This window comes from Gemmatimonadaceae bacterium (assembly GCA_016720905.1).
GTDB lineage: Bacteria > Gemmatimonadota > Gemmatimonadetes > Gemmatimonadales > Gemmatimonadaceae > Gemmatimonas.
In genome coordinates this window covers 33,606-50,479 of the sequence record JADKJT010000023.1, presented here as the reverse complement: position 1 = coordinate 50,479, position 16,874 = coordinate 33,606, and the positions used below count along the sequence as shown (strand labels likewise).

The following is a 16,874-nucleotide window of genomic DNA, read 5'->3' as shown; positions in this document are numbered from 1 at the left end:
AGAGCGGCATGTTCATCGGCACCATATGTGGCCGGAACCAATCAACGAGAATCACGTCGGCTTTCTTTCCCGGCTCGAGCGAACCGATCTCCTTCTCCAATCCCAGCGCGCGCGCGGCATCGATCGTGACCATCTCCAGCACTTTGCCCGCGGGCAGCACCTTGGTGTCCCGCAAGGCGGCCCGATGATACCGCATGGCCTGGAACATGTGGCGGAACATGTCGTAGCTGCGGTCGGGGGCGACGCCGTCGGAGCCGAGCATCACGGTCACGCCGGCATCGAGCAACTCGACCAACCGGAATGGTTCACGCATGGCAGCGTTCGCGCTGGGATTGTGCACCACGCGTGTATTCGTGCGCGCGACAATCGCAATCTCCTCGTCGGTCATGCCGGTGGCGTGCGAGAGGAGCACGTCGGGGCCAAGAATGTCAAAGACGTCGTTGGCGAACTTCACCGAACCGCGCGAGTGGCCGTCCTGCGTGAACAGGAGACCGTACTTTTTCGATAGCGCGAGGGCCGCGCGTGCCTGCGCGGTGAGCTCGGCGAGGGCCGCTGCGGTGAGCGGCGTGGTTTCGGGATGATGCGTGGGGAATGCCACCGCCATATGCAGGCGCCCTTGGCCCGCCCCATTCCACGTCTTGATGAGCGTTTCCGACACATCGAGTTGCTGCTGGAACGTCACCGACACATCGCGTGATGAGTCGCCCTGCCATTGGGTGTACGTCCATGGGAATGGCGGGCGACGGGGTCCCACGGCCAGGAAGAAGCGGAGCCCCACGGTATCCATCGCGCTCATGTATGCATTGCCGTACACGGGATCGTCCGTGCGCATGACCATGTCGCCACCGCCAAAGAAACTGAGCGAGGTGGTCACGCCGAACCGCACCTTCTCCACCCCAGTCAGCAGCGCTTCGGCGCGCCAGAAATCCACCGATGAGCCGTGCGCGTATATCTGCTCGGTGGCCGGGTACCACTGTTCCGTATCCATCCCGAGTGACTTTACCAGTCCGTGACCGGCGTGTCCGTGCCCGTCGATCAAACCGGGCATCACTACCTTGCGGTGCGCGTCGATGGTTTCGCGTGGCGTGTAGCGCTTCGCCAGTTCGCCAGACGGACCCACGGCCACGATGCGATCGGCCTTGATGGCCACCGCACCGTCGTCCAGCACGCGACGCGTGCTATCCATCGTGATGACCGTGCCGCCGGTGATGAGAATGTCCACCGACTCGCGGGTTGCGTCGCGGCCGGCACATCCGACGAGTCCAAACACGATCAACGTGGGGACGTGTAAGAACGACTTCATGGGCGAAGCACCGCCATGGTGTCCGGGAGTCGCACCGCCAGCACCTGCCCGCGTGCGCACAGCACCTCGCCGGCGAACAGCTCCACCGCCACACGCACCTTGCGCTCGCCAGTTTCTTCGGCGCGCGCCCGCAGCACCAGTTCAACCCCCATCGGCGTCGGCTTCAGATACGTCACATGCAGTGAGGCGGTAACAAACCGGCGCGTGGGGTCGTGTCCTGGCACTTCACCGGCAGCCACCATCGAGGCCGCGGCGGCAGTGGCCATGGCATGACAGTCCACAAGCGACGCGATGAGACCACCGTACACGAAGCCGGGCATGGCCATGTGTTTCGGCGCCGGGTGGAAGTGGGCGGTGCACTCTCCGTCGTGCCACTCGGACTTTACGTGAAGGCCGTCCGCATTCAGACGCCCGCAGCCGTAACAGTACGAGTAGTCGTCGGGATACTTGTCTTGCAGGGCCGTCATGGGATGCGTCGCATCTGGGCGACCACGCAGTCGGTGAATTCTCCGGTCGGCATGCCGTCGGCGTCGCTCTCCAGTGCCGCCCGCAGCGCGTCGTCGAGGTAGACGTACGCATGGTCCTCGGCGTCCTGCAGGTCTTGCTCCACGACATAGGCCCACACGCGTCGCGTGATCTCGCGATCACCAACCGCATCGTCGCCAATCAGCGCCGCGAGTGCTTGGCTCGGCGCCATGGGCCAGAATACCAGGCCGTCGTCATCGAATCGCGCGCCGGCGCGCCGTGCGGCGTCTTGAATCACAAGAGAGAGTGGCTCCGACAGGGCGTTGAAGCGCGGGACCGGTTCGGCCATGTCGTCGGCCGCCATCGCATGGTCGTCATCGTCGGTGTCCACGGGAACTGCGGGTTCAACGATCGCATCGATCTCGACCGCCTCCGCCAGCTCCCAGAACACCGCGGTATCGTCCACGTCGCCAAGCAGGATGGCATCGTCTTCCGTGGCCACTTCCTCGAGTGAACCCAGGCTCCAGAGGTCGGCGATCACCGCCACACCGACCATGGCGTTGTGCGGCAGTGCGTCGAAGTCACTCGCCGCTTGGAACCCCAGCGCGGCCAGGCGTTCGGCGAATTCGGAATCGGTGTCCAGTCGCTCCACCGCTTCGCCGTCGATGAGATCGGAGGCATGAATGGCGACCGTGCCGCGATAGTCGGTGGCGTCGTGACGGACGATGAATCGCGCGGCACCGCGCGCGAGCAGGGTGGCCCAGGGCTGGGGCACGGAGAGTAGGCGCATCCGCCTAATCTACGAGCGACACCCGCGGCGCGAGTCCCCCGGCGCTGGCGGAATTCTGGTGACCGGGGCGCTCGGACAGCAGTCATCCTACCGGCCTCCCGCACCGATTGCGGCGGCCACGGCGTTCACTCTCCGCTGGTCTCGCTGAACAATGTCCCCTATGCGCCATTCGATTGCCCTGTCGCTGATGGCCCTCTCCGCCTGCGGCGGTCACGGCGACAGTACCGGTCCCGCGGACAACGGGAATCCTTATGGCCTCACCGCCACGGGGCCGGGCGTGCTGTCCGTTTCGCCGCTGGATACCAGCACCGTGTTCGCGGTCACGCCGCTGGGAAACCTGGCGCCTCCGGGGCACGTGCTGCCCACCGATCACGTGTACTGGTATTTCGTGAACCCGTGGAGTGGACAGCAGCAGAACAACGATTGTCGCGCGCGGCCGATTCGCGCGGCGGGCAGCGGAGTGGTGACCTTCGTACTGGTCACGGAGGTACAGGGCGACACGAAGGTGAATGTGCAGATGACCAGGACGTTTCACTACTACTACGACCACGTCATTCTGAAGCCGGGTATCGGCGTTGGCTCACATGTGAACGCCGGTGATACCATTGCGACCACCACGGGCCGCTGTCCGTCAATGGACTTGGGCGTCATCGACTATGACGTCACCCCGGCCGGATTCGTGAACCCCAAGCGCTATGGCGACATGGGAGCGCACGCGGTGTCGCCGTACAAGTACTTCAGTGAGCCGTTGCGGTCGTGGTTGTACGAGCGCGTGCGCATGTTCGAGGGCGTGCCGGGGAACAAGGACGGGCGCATTGACTGGGGCGTGCGCGGCAAGCTGGTGGGGGACTGGTTCCATTCGTCGATTGCCAACGACGGGTCGTCGGTGACGATGGGCCCGCAGGGGTGGCCCAAGACGCTGGCATTTGCGTACGACTGGTATGCGACGCAGCCGCGGATTTCTGTAGGTGGCACGCTGACGGAGGCCGGCGTGCTGCGCATCCCATCGACCGATCCCGACCCGGCGACGGTCAGCGTGGCCAGCGGACTCGTGGCCTTTCAGGGGACGCCGGTGATGGGTCGCATAGCGGCCGGCTGGATGCTGGTGCAGATGCTCTCGGAGGAACGTATTCGCGTGGAATACTTTGCGGGCGCCTCAAGCCGGCCGAGCGCGTTTACCGGTGCGGCGCAGGAGTATGTGCGGTAGACTGTCGGCATGACAACGCGCAGATGGGTGCCGTGGCTGGCGGTCGTGGTGGTTGCTCTTCTCGCAGTATCGGGTCTCCAGCCGTACGAGCGCAGCACCTGGCTCATGGAAGTGGCGCCGATCTTCATGGCCGCTCCCGTGTTGTATTGGACGGCGCGGCGTTTTCCGCTGACGTCGCTGCTGTACGTCGTCATTGCGCTCCACGCGATCATCCTGATAGTGGGCGGCGCATACACGTATGCGCGTGTGCCGCTGGGATTCTGGGTGCAGGATCTGTTGCACCTGTCGCGCAATCCGTACGACAAGCTGGGGCACTTTGCCCAGGGGTTCGTGCCGGCCCTCGTGGCGCGCGAACTGTTCCTTCGGTTACGCATCGTTCGGGCCGGTGCCTGGACCTACTCGCTGGCCGTGGCCGTGGCGCTCGCCATCAGCCTGACCTACGAATTGATCGAATGGGGAGCCGCCGTGGCCCTGGGGCAGGGGGCCGACGCGTTCCTGGGTACGCAGGGCGACCCGTGGGACACGCAGTCGGACATGGGCATGGCCTTCCTTGGGGCCGTGATCGCCATGGTGGCCTTCACCCGCCTGCAGGATCGCCAGATCCGTCGCCTGTCCGTGTAGCTTGTTGGGATGAGAATTGTGGGAGGGAAGTTTGCCGGCCGGAACCTGACATCGCCCAGCGACTATCGCGTGCGTCCAACCGCGGAGTTGGTGCGGGTGGGATTGCTCAAGATGCTGCACGCCGATTTGGAGAAGGCGCGCGTGCTGGACCTCTTCGCCGGCACCGGCGCGCTGGGCCTTGAGGCCATCTCGCGTGGCGCGCGCTACGCCGATTTCGTGGAAATCGGACCGTCCAGCCTGCACGCGCTGAAAGCGAACATTGCCGCGTTGCGCTTGCGTGAGAAGACGCGCGTGTTCAAGAAGGATGCCTTGCCGTTTGCCGCGGCACTGGAAGCCGATCGCTACGACATCGTGTTCGTCGACCCGCCATACGGTTCAAAAATGCTCGATCGTGTGATCGAAAGCTGGCAGGCGAACAAGTTCTCGCGCATCCTCGCGGTGGAGCACTCCACCGACCATGTACTGCCGCGCGGCTATGACAAGCGCATCTTCGAGGACACGGCGGTGACCATCTATCGGCAGGAACCGCCGGCACCGACGCCGGTGGTTGTCCCGCCGGTGGTTGTCCCGCCAGTGGTGGCGTAGCACCGCACGGTCGTGGCGCCGCGGGACGCGTTGGCTACGCGGTTTTCGACACGAATCCGCCGGTGGCGTTCGTGAACAATGCCGTAATCAGCCTGGCGTGCAGGGTGAACACCTTGCCCACTTGTCGACAGGAGACAATCACCGCCACCACGTCGAAGGCCGCGCCGACGACCCGGATGGTGCGGTGCACGGGGAACTCGGTGCCACTGTAGATGCTGATGCCGTCCAGCGACAGATCGCGCATGCGTACGTCGGTCACCTCCGACGGCCAGCTTTGATACAGCAGCGCCCAGTCAGACTTGGAGACCCGCAACATCCGGCGTCGTTCAGTGGTGCCGTCCTTTTCGCCCGGGCGCCGCACCGGCGCCAACGGCGCACGACAGCGCAGACACCGCGAATCGGCATGCAGCTGCGCGGGCATGCCCAGATGACACAACGGGCAGGCGGCTGTTGGCGCGCTGTGGCGCGGCGGCGCTGATTGCGACGTGCCGCCGCGCTGCTCGCGAAAGGACGCTCGACCGGCTTTGGCGGCACGTTGCTTGTCATACGCGGCACGCTGCGTCGTATCGGAGAGCACCGCGTACGCTTCGTTCAGCAACGCGGCCATGGCATGGTCGCCGCCGACGTCCGGATGATGGAGGGCCATCAGGGCACGATACGAGGCCTTGATGACCGCCGCCGGGGCGTCGGACTGCACATGCAGGAGTCGATAGTGATTGCGGCGATTGGGGGCCATATTCCCGGACGTTCGTGATCTGTCGCGCGGACTTCACCGCCGCACGGTACTAGCAGGACGCCGACGGCCCAGCCGGGGAAACACCGTGCCGCCTACCGTTTCCGTCGCCATCGCACCGTTGTCTGCTGCTGACCGCGCAGCCTGGGATGCCTTGGCCCGCGGCTACAAGGCGTTTTACCAGACACCAACCACTGATGCGGCGTTCGACGCGGCCTGGCACCGGTTGATGGCGCACGACGGCGTGTTCGGGCTGGGGGCCACGGTGGACGGACAGCTGGTTGGTCTCGCGCACTACCTGTTCCACACCAGCGTGTGGACGCCGACCGTGTGCTATTTGCAGGACCTGTTCACCGCTCCGGCGATGCGTGGCCGCGGTGTGGCGCGCGCGTTGATCGAGGCGGTGGCCGGCGAGGCACGTGGGCGCGGGGCGGCGCGGTACTACTGGTTGACGCAGGACCACAATGCCACGGCGCGCGCGCTGTACGATGCGGTGGCGAAATGCAACGGGTTCATTCGGTACGACTATCCGGTGTGAGCGTAGCTGAACATCACGCTGAGCGGCGGGAGCGGTGAGGGGCTGGAGGGGCGAGCAAAATAAGCGTTGAGCGCGTGAGGGGCCGGCCGGCGAGGGGAGAACCCAGTCCTGCCCTCACCGGCTCACCGCTCTGGCGCTCGACGCTTCCGTTGCTCACCCCTCCGGCCCCTCACTGCTCACCGCTCAGCGAAACCGTCACGAATCAATTGACCGAACGCCCACGCGCCGGGCTATCCATTGCGCCGGACCATCAAGGTGCCGGCGCTGCGTCACCGCTGCGGTCAACACGATCAGCGCCAACACCAGGAGCGGTACTTTCGAACGCGTTGGCACATAGCGCGCCTCGATGCGATGACGCCCAGCCGGCACGTCCACGCCGATGAAGCTGGGCGATACCATGTAGGTCAATGCCTCGACGCCATCGACTTGCACATGCCAGTTCGGGTGGTAGGAGATCTTCAACACCACCGCACCGGCCGTCGCGCATTCGGCGGTGAACGAAACACGTTGCGAGGTGACCCGTTCTTCCGACGTCCGACCACCGTCGGCGCAGCGCGGCGTCGGTGTGAAGGGAACGGCCGGTGTCAGTGACGACGGATAGTCCCATCGCGTGACCTGATGCGCCCCCGGTGCGGCACTGACAAACCAGTCGGACGCCCCGATATACAACTCGCGCTGGGTCCGCGCCGGTCGGCGCGCGGTGATTTCGACGTACTGGGCAATGCCGGTCGTGGGCACGCGCCACACGGCATAGTGGCCGTTGCGCAGCACGTTCTGGAAGAACGGAGGCACCGCGGCGGCCGACGGTGTCACCACCATCCGCACATCGAAGGCATCGTAGAGGCCGGCATCACCGTCGCGAAAGTTGTACAGCAGTCCCGAATTGAGCGCGAGCCCCTGGAATGGATTGCCGATCGATGCCATGCGGTGCGCATTGACGACATCGAAAACGCGAAGACTGGGACCCACCATCAACTGGCCACCCCAGCCGCGGCGCGGTCCGGCGTACACTCGGCCATGGTAGGCGGTGTCGGCCGATGCCGCGCCGAGGGCCGTGAGCACTGCCGACAAATCGGTGTCGGCCGACAGGGCGGTACGCGTTTCGGCGATCACTTGCCGGTTGCCTTCGTAGTAGTGCGTGCGCTCGATGACCGCCGGTGCGAGCACCAGCGCGATGACGGTGAATGCGGAGGCAGACCGAAACCGCGGCGGGAGCACGGTGAGGCGGCTCACGGCATTCCAGATCGCTTCACCACCGATGCCCATGAGCAGGATGGCAAACAACTCCACGGCACCGACGAAGCGATAGCTGACAAAGCCTGAATGTGCCGGCAATGTCCCGCTCAGGCTTCGCAACCATTCGCGCATGGTCAGCAACGCCAGCCAGAGTCCGAATCCACCGAGAGCAAGGATACGCTCCGGTCCCCGGCGTACGGTGGCCACCAGTGCGCCGATCAAGGCGAGTGCGGTGAGCACCGGCCATCGTTGATAGTCGAACAGCCGACCCGACACCACCTGGAGCATGGCGTTGCCCGCCGGCCGAATCGTCAGAATGCCCGGCAAACTGCTCAGGTATGCGTAGCTGGTCTGCAGGAATGGCCAGATCATGTAGGCGGTCAGGGCCAAGGCGAGTCCCGACACCACCAACAGCCGACTGGCGCGCGGTGCCAGCAGACGCCACTGAGCGCGCCACGGCGTGCCCACGATGAGCACGATGAGGCTGGTGACCCCCAGCATGTAGGCGTACACCAGATGTGAAAGCACGGTGGCGCCGAACAGGAGCGCGGTGCGCACATAGCCGCGTCCCTCGTTGACCGTGACGACCAGCGACGCGAGGGCAAGCAGAAACAGGTGCATGCCCCACAGCTGGGTGTAGAGGCCGATCCCGCGCCAGATGTAGCTGTTGTACTCAACGCCAAAGCGCGCATTGGCATTGAAGAGTGTCGCGGCCGCGGCGCCCACGGCCGCGGCCATCCGTGAAAATCCCATGCGCCGCATGGACCAGGCGACGGTGAGCGGAAAACTCACCAGCAGCAGATATCGCACGAGGTGAAAGGCCGTTTCCAGTTCCAGCGTCCCCAGCAGCGCGCGGTGCAGCGCGACAACCGCCAGATGCGGCAAATGCTGGTAGTACACGAACTGCGGGAAGCCGAGTTCGAGCTGCGGAATCCAGAAGTCGAACGGATTGCTGCCGTCGCGGACGGCGTCGCTGGCCGCGTGAACGAGCAGCAGGTGCAGGGCGCTGTCGTTCTTGCTGGGAACGCCGGTGGCAAACTCCGGTGTCAGCATGATCGCGTTGAACAGCACCGGCGCCAGGACCAGCAGCCAGTACCACCACGCGGATTCCGAGTCGGCGGCACCGGGCGCGACATCCTGCTGAGGCGATCGTTTGGAAGGGGCCGGGGAACCGGACGTGCGCATGAATGGCGTGGCAGAAGCAAACGGGCGATGGGCGTACGCGCGGTGGCGCGGCATGGTACGACGATAGCGCCGACGATCTCTCCGTGGCAGAGGTGACGACAGGATCGGCTGGCGTGGCTCGCGCTTCCCCAAGGCCGGGCCCTACATTCTCCAGATGCTTCTCACTACGCTGATTGCCGCCGCGCTGTGGCACGCGCCGCTTCACACGCTGAAACCGCCGGTCGATTCGCTCAAACCGGTAGAGCGGGCCATCGCCCGCGCCGTCGATCGTCGGACGGCCGAGGCGATCGCCCTGCTGGAACGCCTCGTGAACACCAACAGCGGCACCATGAACCTTGCCGGCGTCCGACAGGTCGGCGCCATGCTGCGCGTGCGTCTCGACTCGCTGGGCTTCCGCACGCGTTGGGTGGACGGCACGTCGTTTGGTCGCGCCGGTCATCTGGTGGCCGAACATCCGGGCCCCGGTCCCAAGCTGCTGCTGGTGGGCCATATCGACACGGTATTCGAGCCGACCAGTCCGTTTCAGAAGATGGAGCGGTTGGCCGACTCCACCGCGCGTGGCCCCGGCATCATCGACATGAAGGGCGGCGACGTGATCATGATCCTGGCGCTCGAGGCGTTGAAAGACGCAGGAACGCTGGACGCACTCAACGTCACGATTGTCATGAACGGCGACGAGGAGAACGCCGGCGAACCCATCACCGAGGCGCGGCGCGCGTTGATGGACGCGGCGCGAGGGGCAGCCGCGGCAATCGGCTTCGAAGATGGCGCCGGCATTCTCGGTACGGGCGTCGTGGCGCGCCGCGGGGCGGCGTCATGGCAGCTCGATGTCACCGGCGAAGCCGCGCACTCGTCGCAGATTTTCAAGGACAGCATCGGGTTCGGTGCAATCTTCGAAACCGCCCGCATTCTTGACGCATTCCGCACGCGGCTGTCGAAAGAGGCGTATCTCGCCTTCAATCCGGGCGTCGCGGTGGGTGGTGCGCGGGTGACGCTCGATGCGGAAGCCAACACGGGAACAGCCGAGGGAAAGAGCAACATCGTGGCCGAACGCATGAAGGTGCAAGGCGATTTGCGCACGCTGTCGCCGGAGCAGCTGGCGCGCACGAAAGCCACCATGCGCGAAATCGTCGCCGCGCATCTCGGACACACCACGGCCACCATCACATTCGATGACGGCTATCCGCCGATGGCGCCCACCGACGGCAACAAGCGACTGCTGGCGTTGCACGACCAGGCCAGTCGCGATCTCGGACTGGGTCCGGTCAATCCCGTGGATCCCTCCAAGGCCGGTGCCGCCGATGTGTCATTCGTGGCCGGCATCGTGCCCATGATCATCGATGGCGTGGGATTGGCGGGCCATGACGATCATTCGCCGCAGGAAACGGCCGACCTCCGATCGCTGTCGGTGCGCGCCAAGCGTGCCGCGGTCACGATGTATCGTCTCTCGCAGATGAAAGCGCTGGTTCCCTGACCCCCTCGATCGTGCATACTCTCGCGCGCTGCCTTATTGCGGGTTGCCTCGTTCCCGCGCTCCTGGGCGCGCAGGCGACCACCGACCCACGCATTGACCGCCTCAAGGCGGAACTGGCTCGGGCCATCGACGGCAAGGCCAAGCTTGCCCAACAGATGGTCGATCAGGTGTATTCGTTCGGCGAGCTGGGCATGCAAGAGATCGAGACCTCGAAGTATCTCGCCGGCATGCTGGAGAAGAACGGATTCACCGTGGAACGCGGTGTGGCCGGCATTCCGACGGCGTGGGTGGCCAAGTGGGGAAGCGGCAAGCCGGTTATCGCGCTGGGCTCCGACATTGACGGCATCCCGCAAGCCGGACAGAAGCCCGGCACCGCGCAACGCGATTGGGTGGTGACGGGCGCGCCGGGTCACGGTGAAGGCCACAACAGTGGCGTCCCGCTCAACATTGTCGCGGCGCTGGCGGTGAAGGACATCATGGTGCGCGAAAAGATGTCCGGTACGATCATGCTGTGGCCCGGCGTGGCCGAGGAACAGCTGGCCAGCAAAGCGTACCTCGTGCGCGCTGGGGTGTTCAAGGATGTCGACGCGAATCTGTTTGCGCACGTGAGCGACGAGTTCGGCATCTCCTGGGGCGACGAGCCGGCGCTCACGCTCATCTCGGCGTTGTTCAAGTTCAAGGGGCAGAGCGCGCACGCGGCAGGCGCCCCGTGGCGCGGCCGGAGCGCGCTTGACGCCGTGTTGAACATGGCCAACGCGTGGGAGTTTCACCGCGAGCACATGGAACTGTCGCAACGGTCACACTATGTCATCACCGACGGTGGCGACCAGCCCAATGTCGTGCCCAGTACAGCGGCCATCTGGTTCTTCTTTCGTGAACGCGACCCCGAGCGCGTGACCAAGATGTTCAATGACGCGAAGCAGATGGCCCGGGCGTCGGCGATGGCGACGTTTACGGAGCTTGATACGGCGATGGTGATCGGATCTGCCTGGCGGCCGCACTTCAACAAGCCCATTGCCACCGCCATGCACGCGAACGCCGCGCGCGTGGGCATGCCGGTCTGGGATGAGAAGGACCAGACCATGGCCAAGGCCGTGCAGAAGCTGATCAGTCAGCCCGACAGCGGACTGCACACGACGGTGCCTCCGCTGCGCACGCCGGAGGAAGCGGCGAAAGCGAGTACCGGCACCGGCAGTGATGACATCGGCGACATCACCTGGAGTGTGCCGTCGGTGACACTGTACTATCCGGCCAACATTCCCGGTACGCCGGGGCACAATTGGGCCGATGGTATTGCAATGGCCACGCCGATTGCGCACAAGGGCGTGGTGGCCGGAGCGAAAGTGCAGGCGATGACGCTGCTGGACCTGATGATGCAACAGCAACTCGTGAGCGACGCCAAGACGTACTTCACCGACGTGCAGACGAAGACGGTGAAGTATTATCCGCTGATGTCGGCCAGTGACCAGCCGGCCATATGGCTGAACGCCGAGAAGATGGCCAGATACCGCGACGAGATGCGGAAGTACTACTACGATCCGACGAAGTTCAGCACGTATCTCGAGCAGCTGGGCATCACGTATCCGAAAGTGCCAGCGGTGGTGCCGAAAATAGTGCCGTAGCGATAGTCCGGTGTGCTGCGACCGGGTGGTGCCTCAGCGAACATGTCAGGATTCCGTGGAGACACCGCACTAACGCAGTTGTGCCCGTTCGTATTGCGGCGGCCAGGTGATGGGCGCTCCCAGCGCATGGGCGGCCATCAACGGCCACCGGGGATTGCGCAACAGTTCGCGCGCCATCAGCACCATGTCGGCATCGCCGTCATCCACGATACGCGCGGCGTGCGCCGGTTCGGTGATCAGTCCCACCGCCGCAGTGGCCACGCCGGCGTCGGCGCGAATGCGCCTGGCGAACGGCACCTGATAGCCCGGGCCAATCACCAGCTGTTGGTGCGACACCAGCCCGCCCGACGAGCAATCGATGACGTCAATGCCGAGCGCCTTGAGTTGCATGGCGAGTTGCACGGATTCATCGATGTTCCACCCGCCTTCGGCCCAATCGGTGGCGGAGATGCGTACGAACACGGGGAGCTCATCGGGCCACGCTTTTCGAACCACCGACGCGACCTCCAGCGTCAACCGTGTGCGATTGGCCAACGATCCGCCGTAGTCATCGGTGCGATGATTGGACAGCGGAGAGAGAAACTCGTGCAGCAGGTATCCGTGGGCGGCGTGAATCTCTGCCACTTGAAACCCGGCCATCAGCGCACGCTGTGCCGCCGCGCGAAACGCCGCGACAACGCGCGCAATGCCTTCAAGGGTCAGCGCGTGCGGACGTGGATACGTGTCCGAGTAGGGAATGGCACTGGGCGCCAGCACATCGTCCCATCCGCCATCCCCCGGCAGCACCGCCCCCCGGCCTTCCCAGGGACGACCGGTGCTGCCTTTGCGCCCGGCGTGCGCCAGTTGAATGCCGGCGGCCGCGCCCTGCGCGCGCACAAAGTCGGTGATTCGACGCAGCATCGGGATGTGCATGTCATCCCAGATGCCGAGATCGTGCGGACTGATGCGTCCCTCGGCCGTGACGGCTGCGGCCTCGGTGAACACCAGTCCGGCCCCACCAGTGGCCAGACCGCCCAGATGCACGAAGTGCCAGTCGTTGGCCAGACCGTCGGCACTGGAGTACTGACACATCGGTGAGACGCCGACGCGGTTGCGCAACGTGAGCGACCGGAGCGTGAACGGCGAGAAGAGCGAAGACATGGGGCGCACGGTGATGGTTGGTGCTGGTGGGAAAATGGACATTTCGGTGATTTCACCGCACTATGAAAGTCTACTACAAGTATGCTTGGTGGTCCCGGTTCGCCGCAGAATATCCCTCTTCTCCCATGCCAATGCCCTCACGCGATCGTACGTCCCGCCCGGAATTCCCTGTTCGGTGGCGCGCGGTTGCCGCCAGCTTTGGCGTCGTGGCGATTGCCGCGTGCAGTGGTGGCGGCACCGACGTGACGCCGGTGTGCACGGTCAGTGCCATCAGCGTCAGTGCGCCGAGCACGACGCTGACGGTGGGGCAATCGACACAGGCGGCCGCCGCGTATACGGCGCAGAACTGCTCGCCGACGCCCACGCTGACCTGGACCACCGACGACGCCTCGATCGCGTCGGTTGCGTCTGATGGACGGATTACGGGCGTGGCGCCTGGCGGACCCATTGTGATACGCGCCGCCACCAACGGGCAGTCGGGCACGGTGTCGATAACCGTGGTGCCAGTGCCTGTGGCGACAGTCACCTTGGCGCCAACCACGGCGACCATTATCGCCGGGCAGACCACGACGCTGGTCGCCACGGCGCGCGATGCGGCGGGTGGTGTACTCACAGGGCGTGCGGTGACGTGGGGATCGTCGAACAACGCGATCGCCACGGTGGCGGCTGGTGTGGTGACTGGCGTGACGCCAGGCGGACCGGTGACGATCACCGCAACGATTGGTGGTGTCGCCGGCACTGCCGCGGTCATCATCAATCCTGTCCCCGTCGCCACTGTGAGCCTGAGTCCTGCCACGGCGAGTCTGGTACCAACGCAAGGCGTGGATCTTGTAGCCACGGCGCGCGACGGAGCCAACAATGTCCTGACGGGCCGCACCATCACGTGGACGTCGTCAAACTCAGCGGTCGCCAGCGTGGCGAGTGGTCGGGTGACGGCGGTAGCGCCCGGGGGGCCGGTGACCATCACCGCCACCGTCGAAGGCGTTTCAGCGACCTCGGCCATCACCGTGACGGTGCCCGTCTATCTCGCGTATGGGGTCGCCAATAATGGCACTCCGTCGGCGCCATATCCGGCCACGGAGGCGTACACGGGCGCCGGCGACGCGCCCACGGTGGCCAAAGTCGCCACCGGCAGCTACGAGGTGACGATTCCCGGCATGGCGGCGGGCAACGCCACGCAGCGCTTTGTGTACGTGAATGCCCGCGGGTCGTTTGCCCAGTGTCATCCGAATGGCACGCCAACCAACGTTGCCAACGGGGCGTTGCTGCTCAAGGTGATCTGCGGGTCGGTGAACACCGGTGCGGCCACTGATTCGCCGTTCTCATTCGTGGCGTTCGGTGCTGGCGTGTTCTCGGCGCGCGCCGGTTTTCTGGCAACGCCAACCGCCGCCATCGCGGCCTCACCGTTCTCGCCCACCTCGCCATTCACCTATACGTCGCGCGGCACGGACGCCAACATCACGGTGGAAGGCAGCGCCACAGCGGGCGCGTACACCGTCAAGTTTCTGGCGCTGGGGCGCGTCGGTCCTGACAACCCCGAGAATCACTTTTCGCAGTCCTGGGGGACGGCGCCCGGCACGTGGTGCGCCGACGGCGGTTGGTCCTCAAGCGTATTTTCGGCTGGTGTCTATTGCTATGACCAAACCGGAGCCTTGGTGAACGAACGCTTTGGCACGCTGGTGATTGACGGTGGTCGCGTGGGCAAGCGGTTCGCCGTGGCCTGGGTGAATGACCCTGCCGGGGCCACAAATCCCACGACCGGGTATTCCTGGAGTACGGGTGCAGCGGTCACGCTCGCCAAGGTCGGCCTGGGTATACATGACGTGACATTCCCAGGGCTCGCCGGTTCGGCCTCGGTGCCCGTATCGGTCATTGTCTCGTCGTACGGTGGTACCAGTTCCAACAGTCACTGCTCCGTCCTCACGGTCACCCGCACGGGTGCAGACCTTGTGGCGCGCGTGATGTGTGTGACGGCAGGCGCGGCGCTCAATTTGGATCAGCGCTTTACGATCGCGGTCATCGAATAGCGGTTGCGCGGGGGAGTGTTCCACCGGCGTCGCGGGGCAAACTCGCCCTGCGACGCCGGTGGCGCATTCGAGGCCCTATGTTGTAGGGATGACGAAACGTGTGGTGGTGATTGGTGCCGGCGCCGCCGGCTCGATGGCGGCGATTTTTGCGGCCACTGCGGGCGCGGACACGGTGCTGGTGGAGCGCACGCGCGACGGCGGGCGGAAGATCCTCATCAGCGGCGGCGGACGATGCAATGTGCTGCCGCTGCGCGTGGACGAATCGCGTTTCGTCACCGATTCGTCGCCCAATGTGCTGCGCAAGATGGTGCGCGCCTGGCCGCTGGCGCAGCAGCGGACGTTCTTCGAGGAGACGCTGGGCATCCCGCTGGTCGACGAAGTGGAGTCGGCAAAGGTCTTCCCCGCCTCACACCGGGCCCGCGATGTGCGCGACGCGTTGCTATCGCATGCGCGGGCGCAGGGCGTGGAGATGCGCATGGAGACGCGCGTGACGGCCGTGGCGCCGACGGCCGGCGGATGGGCGGTCTCCATCGACAATGACGTGCCGCTGCTCTGTGACGCGGTGATTGTCGCGACCGGTGGCTTGTCAGTGCCGACCACGGGAAGCGATGGTGCCGGCCTGGACATGCTGGCGGCGTTGGGCCACGACATGCATCCCACGTACGCGGCGCTCACACCGCTCACCACGCAGCACGCGGCGTTCAATGAACTCTCCGGTGTGTCGCTCACGGTCTCGCTGACTGCGCGCAGCGATGCACGACAGGCCCACGCCACCGGCGGATTCCTGTTCACGCACCATGGATACAGCGGTCCGGCGGTGCTGGATGTCTCCCACGTGGTGGTGCGCGCGCGTGCCGAAGGATCAACGGCCACGGTACAGGTGCAGTGGACATCGTTGGATGAAGCAGCGTGGGAAGTGGCGCTCAAGCCGCATGGCGCCCGCACGGTCACCGGCGCATTGCGTGCCGTGCTCCCGGACAGGTTGGCGGCGGCGTTACTGGCCCAGGCCGGGGTGGACGTCACGCGCCCGTTGTCGGAGCTACGGCGCGAAGAGCGACGGGCGCTTGTCAACACGCTGGTTCGCGGCGATCTGCCGTGGCACGGTGACGAAGGCTACAAGAAGGCCGAGGTGACCGGCGGGGGCGTGGCGTTGAGCGAAGTGAATCCACGTACGATGGAAAGCCGCCGACACCCTGGACTCTTCCTCTGTGGCGAAGTGCTTGATGCGTTTGGTCCGATCGGGGGCTACAACTTCCTGTGGGCGTGGGCAACGGGACGTGCGGCAGGCATCGGCGCCGCGGACGTGCGCCCGACGCCGTGAGCGACATCCGGCTGGCGCAGCTCGATGATGTACCGGCGCTCAACACGCTCATTGTCGAGTCGGCCGACGCACTGAGTCGCGGATTCTACCGCCCTGACGAAATCGAGGCGCTCATCACCCACGTGTTTGGTGTGGATACGCAGCTCATTCATGACGGCACGTACTTCGTGATCGAGCAGGAGGGCACGCCCGTGGCCTGCGGTGGCTGGAGTGCCCGCTGCACGCTGTTTGGTGGCGACCAGGCCAAATCGAACACCGACCTGCGACTGGATCCGACCACGGAGGCGGCCCGCATACGCGCGTTTTTCGTGCATCCGTCGGTGGCACGGCAGGGTTTGGGACGGCGGTTGCTGGTGCACTGCGAGACCGCCGCCGTGGCGGCGGGATTTCGGCGGGCCGAGTTGATGGCTACGCTGCCGGGCGAACCCCTGTATCGGGCGCTGGGCTATTCGGTGCTGGAGCCGGTTAGGCATGAGCTGCCGGATGGACGGGCGGTGGCCTTCGTGCGCATGGGTCGGTCGCTGGCCTGACGCTGGCGTGAGCGTTGATGCGCGCCGTGCTTGCGGAATTGACGAGGGTGTCGCAGCCTATGGGGCCGCGCGATGTGCGCGAGCAGACGTGCCGACC

Annotated in this window: 15 protein-coding genes; 9 read left to right on the top strand and 6 right to left on the bottom strand. The window is 65.3% G+C overall.

Annotated elements, in window-relative coordinates:
* The 3 genes from IPP90_15850 to IPP90_15840 form a co-directional block, all read right to left on the bottom strand.
* Positions 1-1,303 (bottom strand): amidohydrolase family protein (locus tag IPP90_15850; GenBank protein MBL0172164.1); only part of this gene is annotated, 1,303 nt, incomplete at its 3' end.
* On the bottom strand, positions 1,300-1,770 hold the full coding sequence (locus IPP90_15845) for a PaaI family thioesterase (protein ID MBL0172163.1): 471 nt from the start codon (positions 1,768-1,770) through the stop codon (positions 1,300-1,302). The genes IPP90_15850 and IPP90_15845, both read right to left, overlap by 4 nt.
* Positions 1,767-2,543, bottom strand: coding sequence for a hypothetical protein (locus tag IPP90_15840; protein ID MBL0172162.1), 777 nt, complete (start codon positions 2,541-2,543; stop codon positions 1,767-1,769). Before IPP90_15840 ends, IPP90_15845 begins: the two co-directional genes overlap by 4 nt.
* Positions 2,544-2,718: 175 nt before the next feature.
* On the opposite strand from IPP90_15840, the gene IPP90_15835 reads away from it, so the two are divergent.
* The 3 genes from IPP90_15835 to IPP90_15825 are packed head-to-tail and all read left to right on the top strand — an operon-like array spanning position 2,719 to position 4,971.
* Positions 2,719-3,765 carry a hypothetical protein gene (locus tag IPP90_15835; protein ID MBL0172161.1) on the top strand — a complete coding sequence of 349 codons (1,047 nt, stop codon included), beginning with the start codon at positions 2,719-2,721 and terminating at the stop codon, positions 3,763-3,765.
* 9 nt (positions 3,766-3,774) lie between these two features.
* On the top strand, positions 3,775-4,386 hold the full coding sequence (locus tag IPP90_15830; GenBank protein ID MBL0172160.1) for a DUF2238 domain-containing protein: 612 nt from the start codon (positions 3,775-3,777) through the stop codon (positions 4,384-4,386).
* 9 nt (positions 4,387-4,395) lie between these two features.
* The gene (locus tag IPP90_15825) at positions 4,396-4,971 is read left to right on the top strand and encodes an RsmD family RNA methyltransferase (protein MBL0172159.1); all 576 of its coding nucleotides are present in this window, start codon (positions 4,396-4,398) and stop codon (positions 4,969-4,971) included.
* 34 nt (positions 4,972-5,005) lie between these two features.
* On the opposite strand, the gene IPP90_15820 is transcribed toward IPP90_15825, so the two are convergent.
* The gene (locus tag IPP90_15820) at positions 5,006-5,707 is read right to left on the bottom strand and encodes a J domain-containing protein (protein MBL0172158.1); all 702 of its coding nucleotides are present in this window, start codon (positions 5,705-5,707) and stop codon (positions 5,006-5,008) included.
* Between the two features lie 85 nt (positions 5,708-5,792).
* Here IPP90_15820 and IPP90_15815 point away from each other — a divergent pair, with 85 nt between their 5' ends.
* Positions 5,793-6,242, top strand: coding sequence for a GNAT family N-acetyltransferase (locus IPP90_15815; GenBank protein ID MBL0172157.1), 450 nt, complete (start codon positions 5,793-5,795; stop codon positions 6,240-6,242).
* A 195-nt stretch (positions 6,243-6,437) separates the two neighbouring features.
* Here IPP90_15815 and IPP90_15810 read toward each other — a convergent pair whose 3' ends face one another.
* Positions 6,438-8,663 carry a YfhO family protein gene (locus IPP90_15810; protein MBL0172156.1) on the bottom strand — a complete coding sequence of 742 codons (2,226 nt, stop codon included), beginning with the start codon at positions 8,661-8,663 and terminating at the stop codon, positions 6,438-6,440.
* A 154-nt stretch (positions 8,664-8,817) separates the two neighbouring features.
* On the opposite strand from IPP90_15810, the gene IPP90_15805 reads away from it, so the two are divergent.
* Entirely contained in the window at positions 8,818-10,137 is a 1,320-nt protein-coding gene (locus IPP90_15805) for a M20/M25/M40 family metallo-hydrolase (GenBank protein MBL0172155.1), read from the top strand.
* Positions 10,138-10,292: 155 nt separating this feature from the next.
* Positions 10,293-11,759: an amidohydrolase gene (locus IPP90_15800; protein MBL0172154.1), complete on the top strand. Its 1,467-nt coding sequence runs from the start codon at positions 10,293-10,295 to the stop codon at positions 11,757-11,759.
* 69 nt (positions 11,760-11,828) lie between these two features.
* Here the strand turns inward: IPP90_15800 and IPP90_15795 are convergent, their stop codons facing one another.
* A complete protein-coding gene (locus tag IPP90_15795; GenBank protein MBL0172153.1) occupies positions 11,829-12,899 on the bottom strand; it encodes an NADH:flavin oxidoreductase/NADH oxidase in 1,071 nt (356 codons plus the stop codon).
* Positions 12,900-13,030: 131 nt separating this feature from the next.
* On the opposite strand from IPP90_15795, the gene IPP90_15790 reads away from it, so the two are divergent.
* The 3 genes from IPP90_15790 (at position 13,031) to IPP90_15780 (ending at position 16,777) form a co-directional block, all read left to right on the top strand.
* On the top strand, positions 13,031-14,926 hold the full coding sequence (locus IPP90_15790; protein ID MBL0172152.1) for an Ig domain-containing protein: 1,896 nt from the start codon (positions 13,031-13,033) through the stop codon (positions 14,924-14,926).
* 88 nt (positions 14,927-15,014) lie between these two features.
* Positions 15,015-16,247 carry an aminoacetone oxidase family FAD-binding enzyme gene (locus IPP90_15785; GenBank protein MBL0172151.1) on the top strand — a complete coding sequence of 411 codons (1,233 nt, stop codon included), beginning with the start codon at positions 15,015-15,017 and terminating at the stop codon, positions 16,245-16,247.
* Positions 16,244-16,777, top strand: coding sequence for a GNAT family N-acetyltransferase (locus IPP90_15780; GenBank protein MBL0172150.1), 534 nt, complete (start codon positions 16,244-16,246; stop codon positions 16,775-16,777). The genes IPP90_15785 and IPP90_15780 overlap by 4 nt, the downstream gene beginning before the upstream one ends.
* The last annotated feature ends 97 nt before the right edge of the window (positions 16,778-16,874 follow it).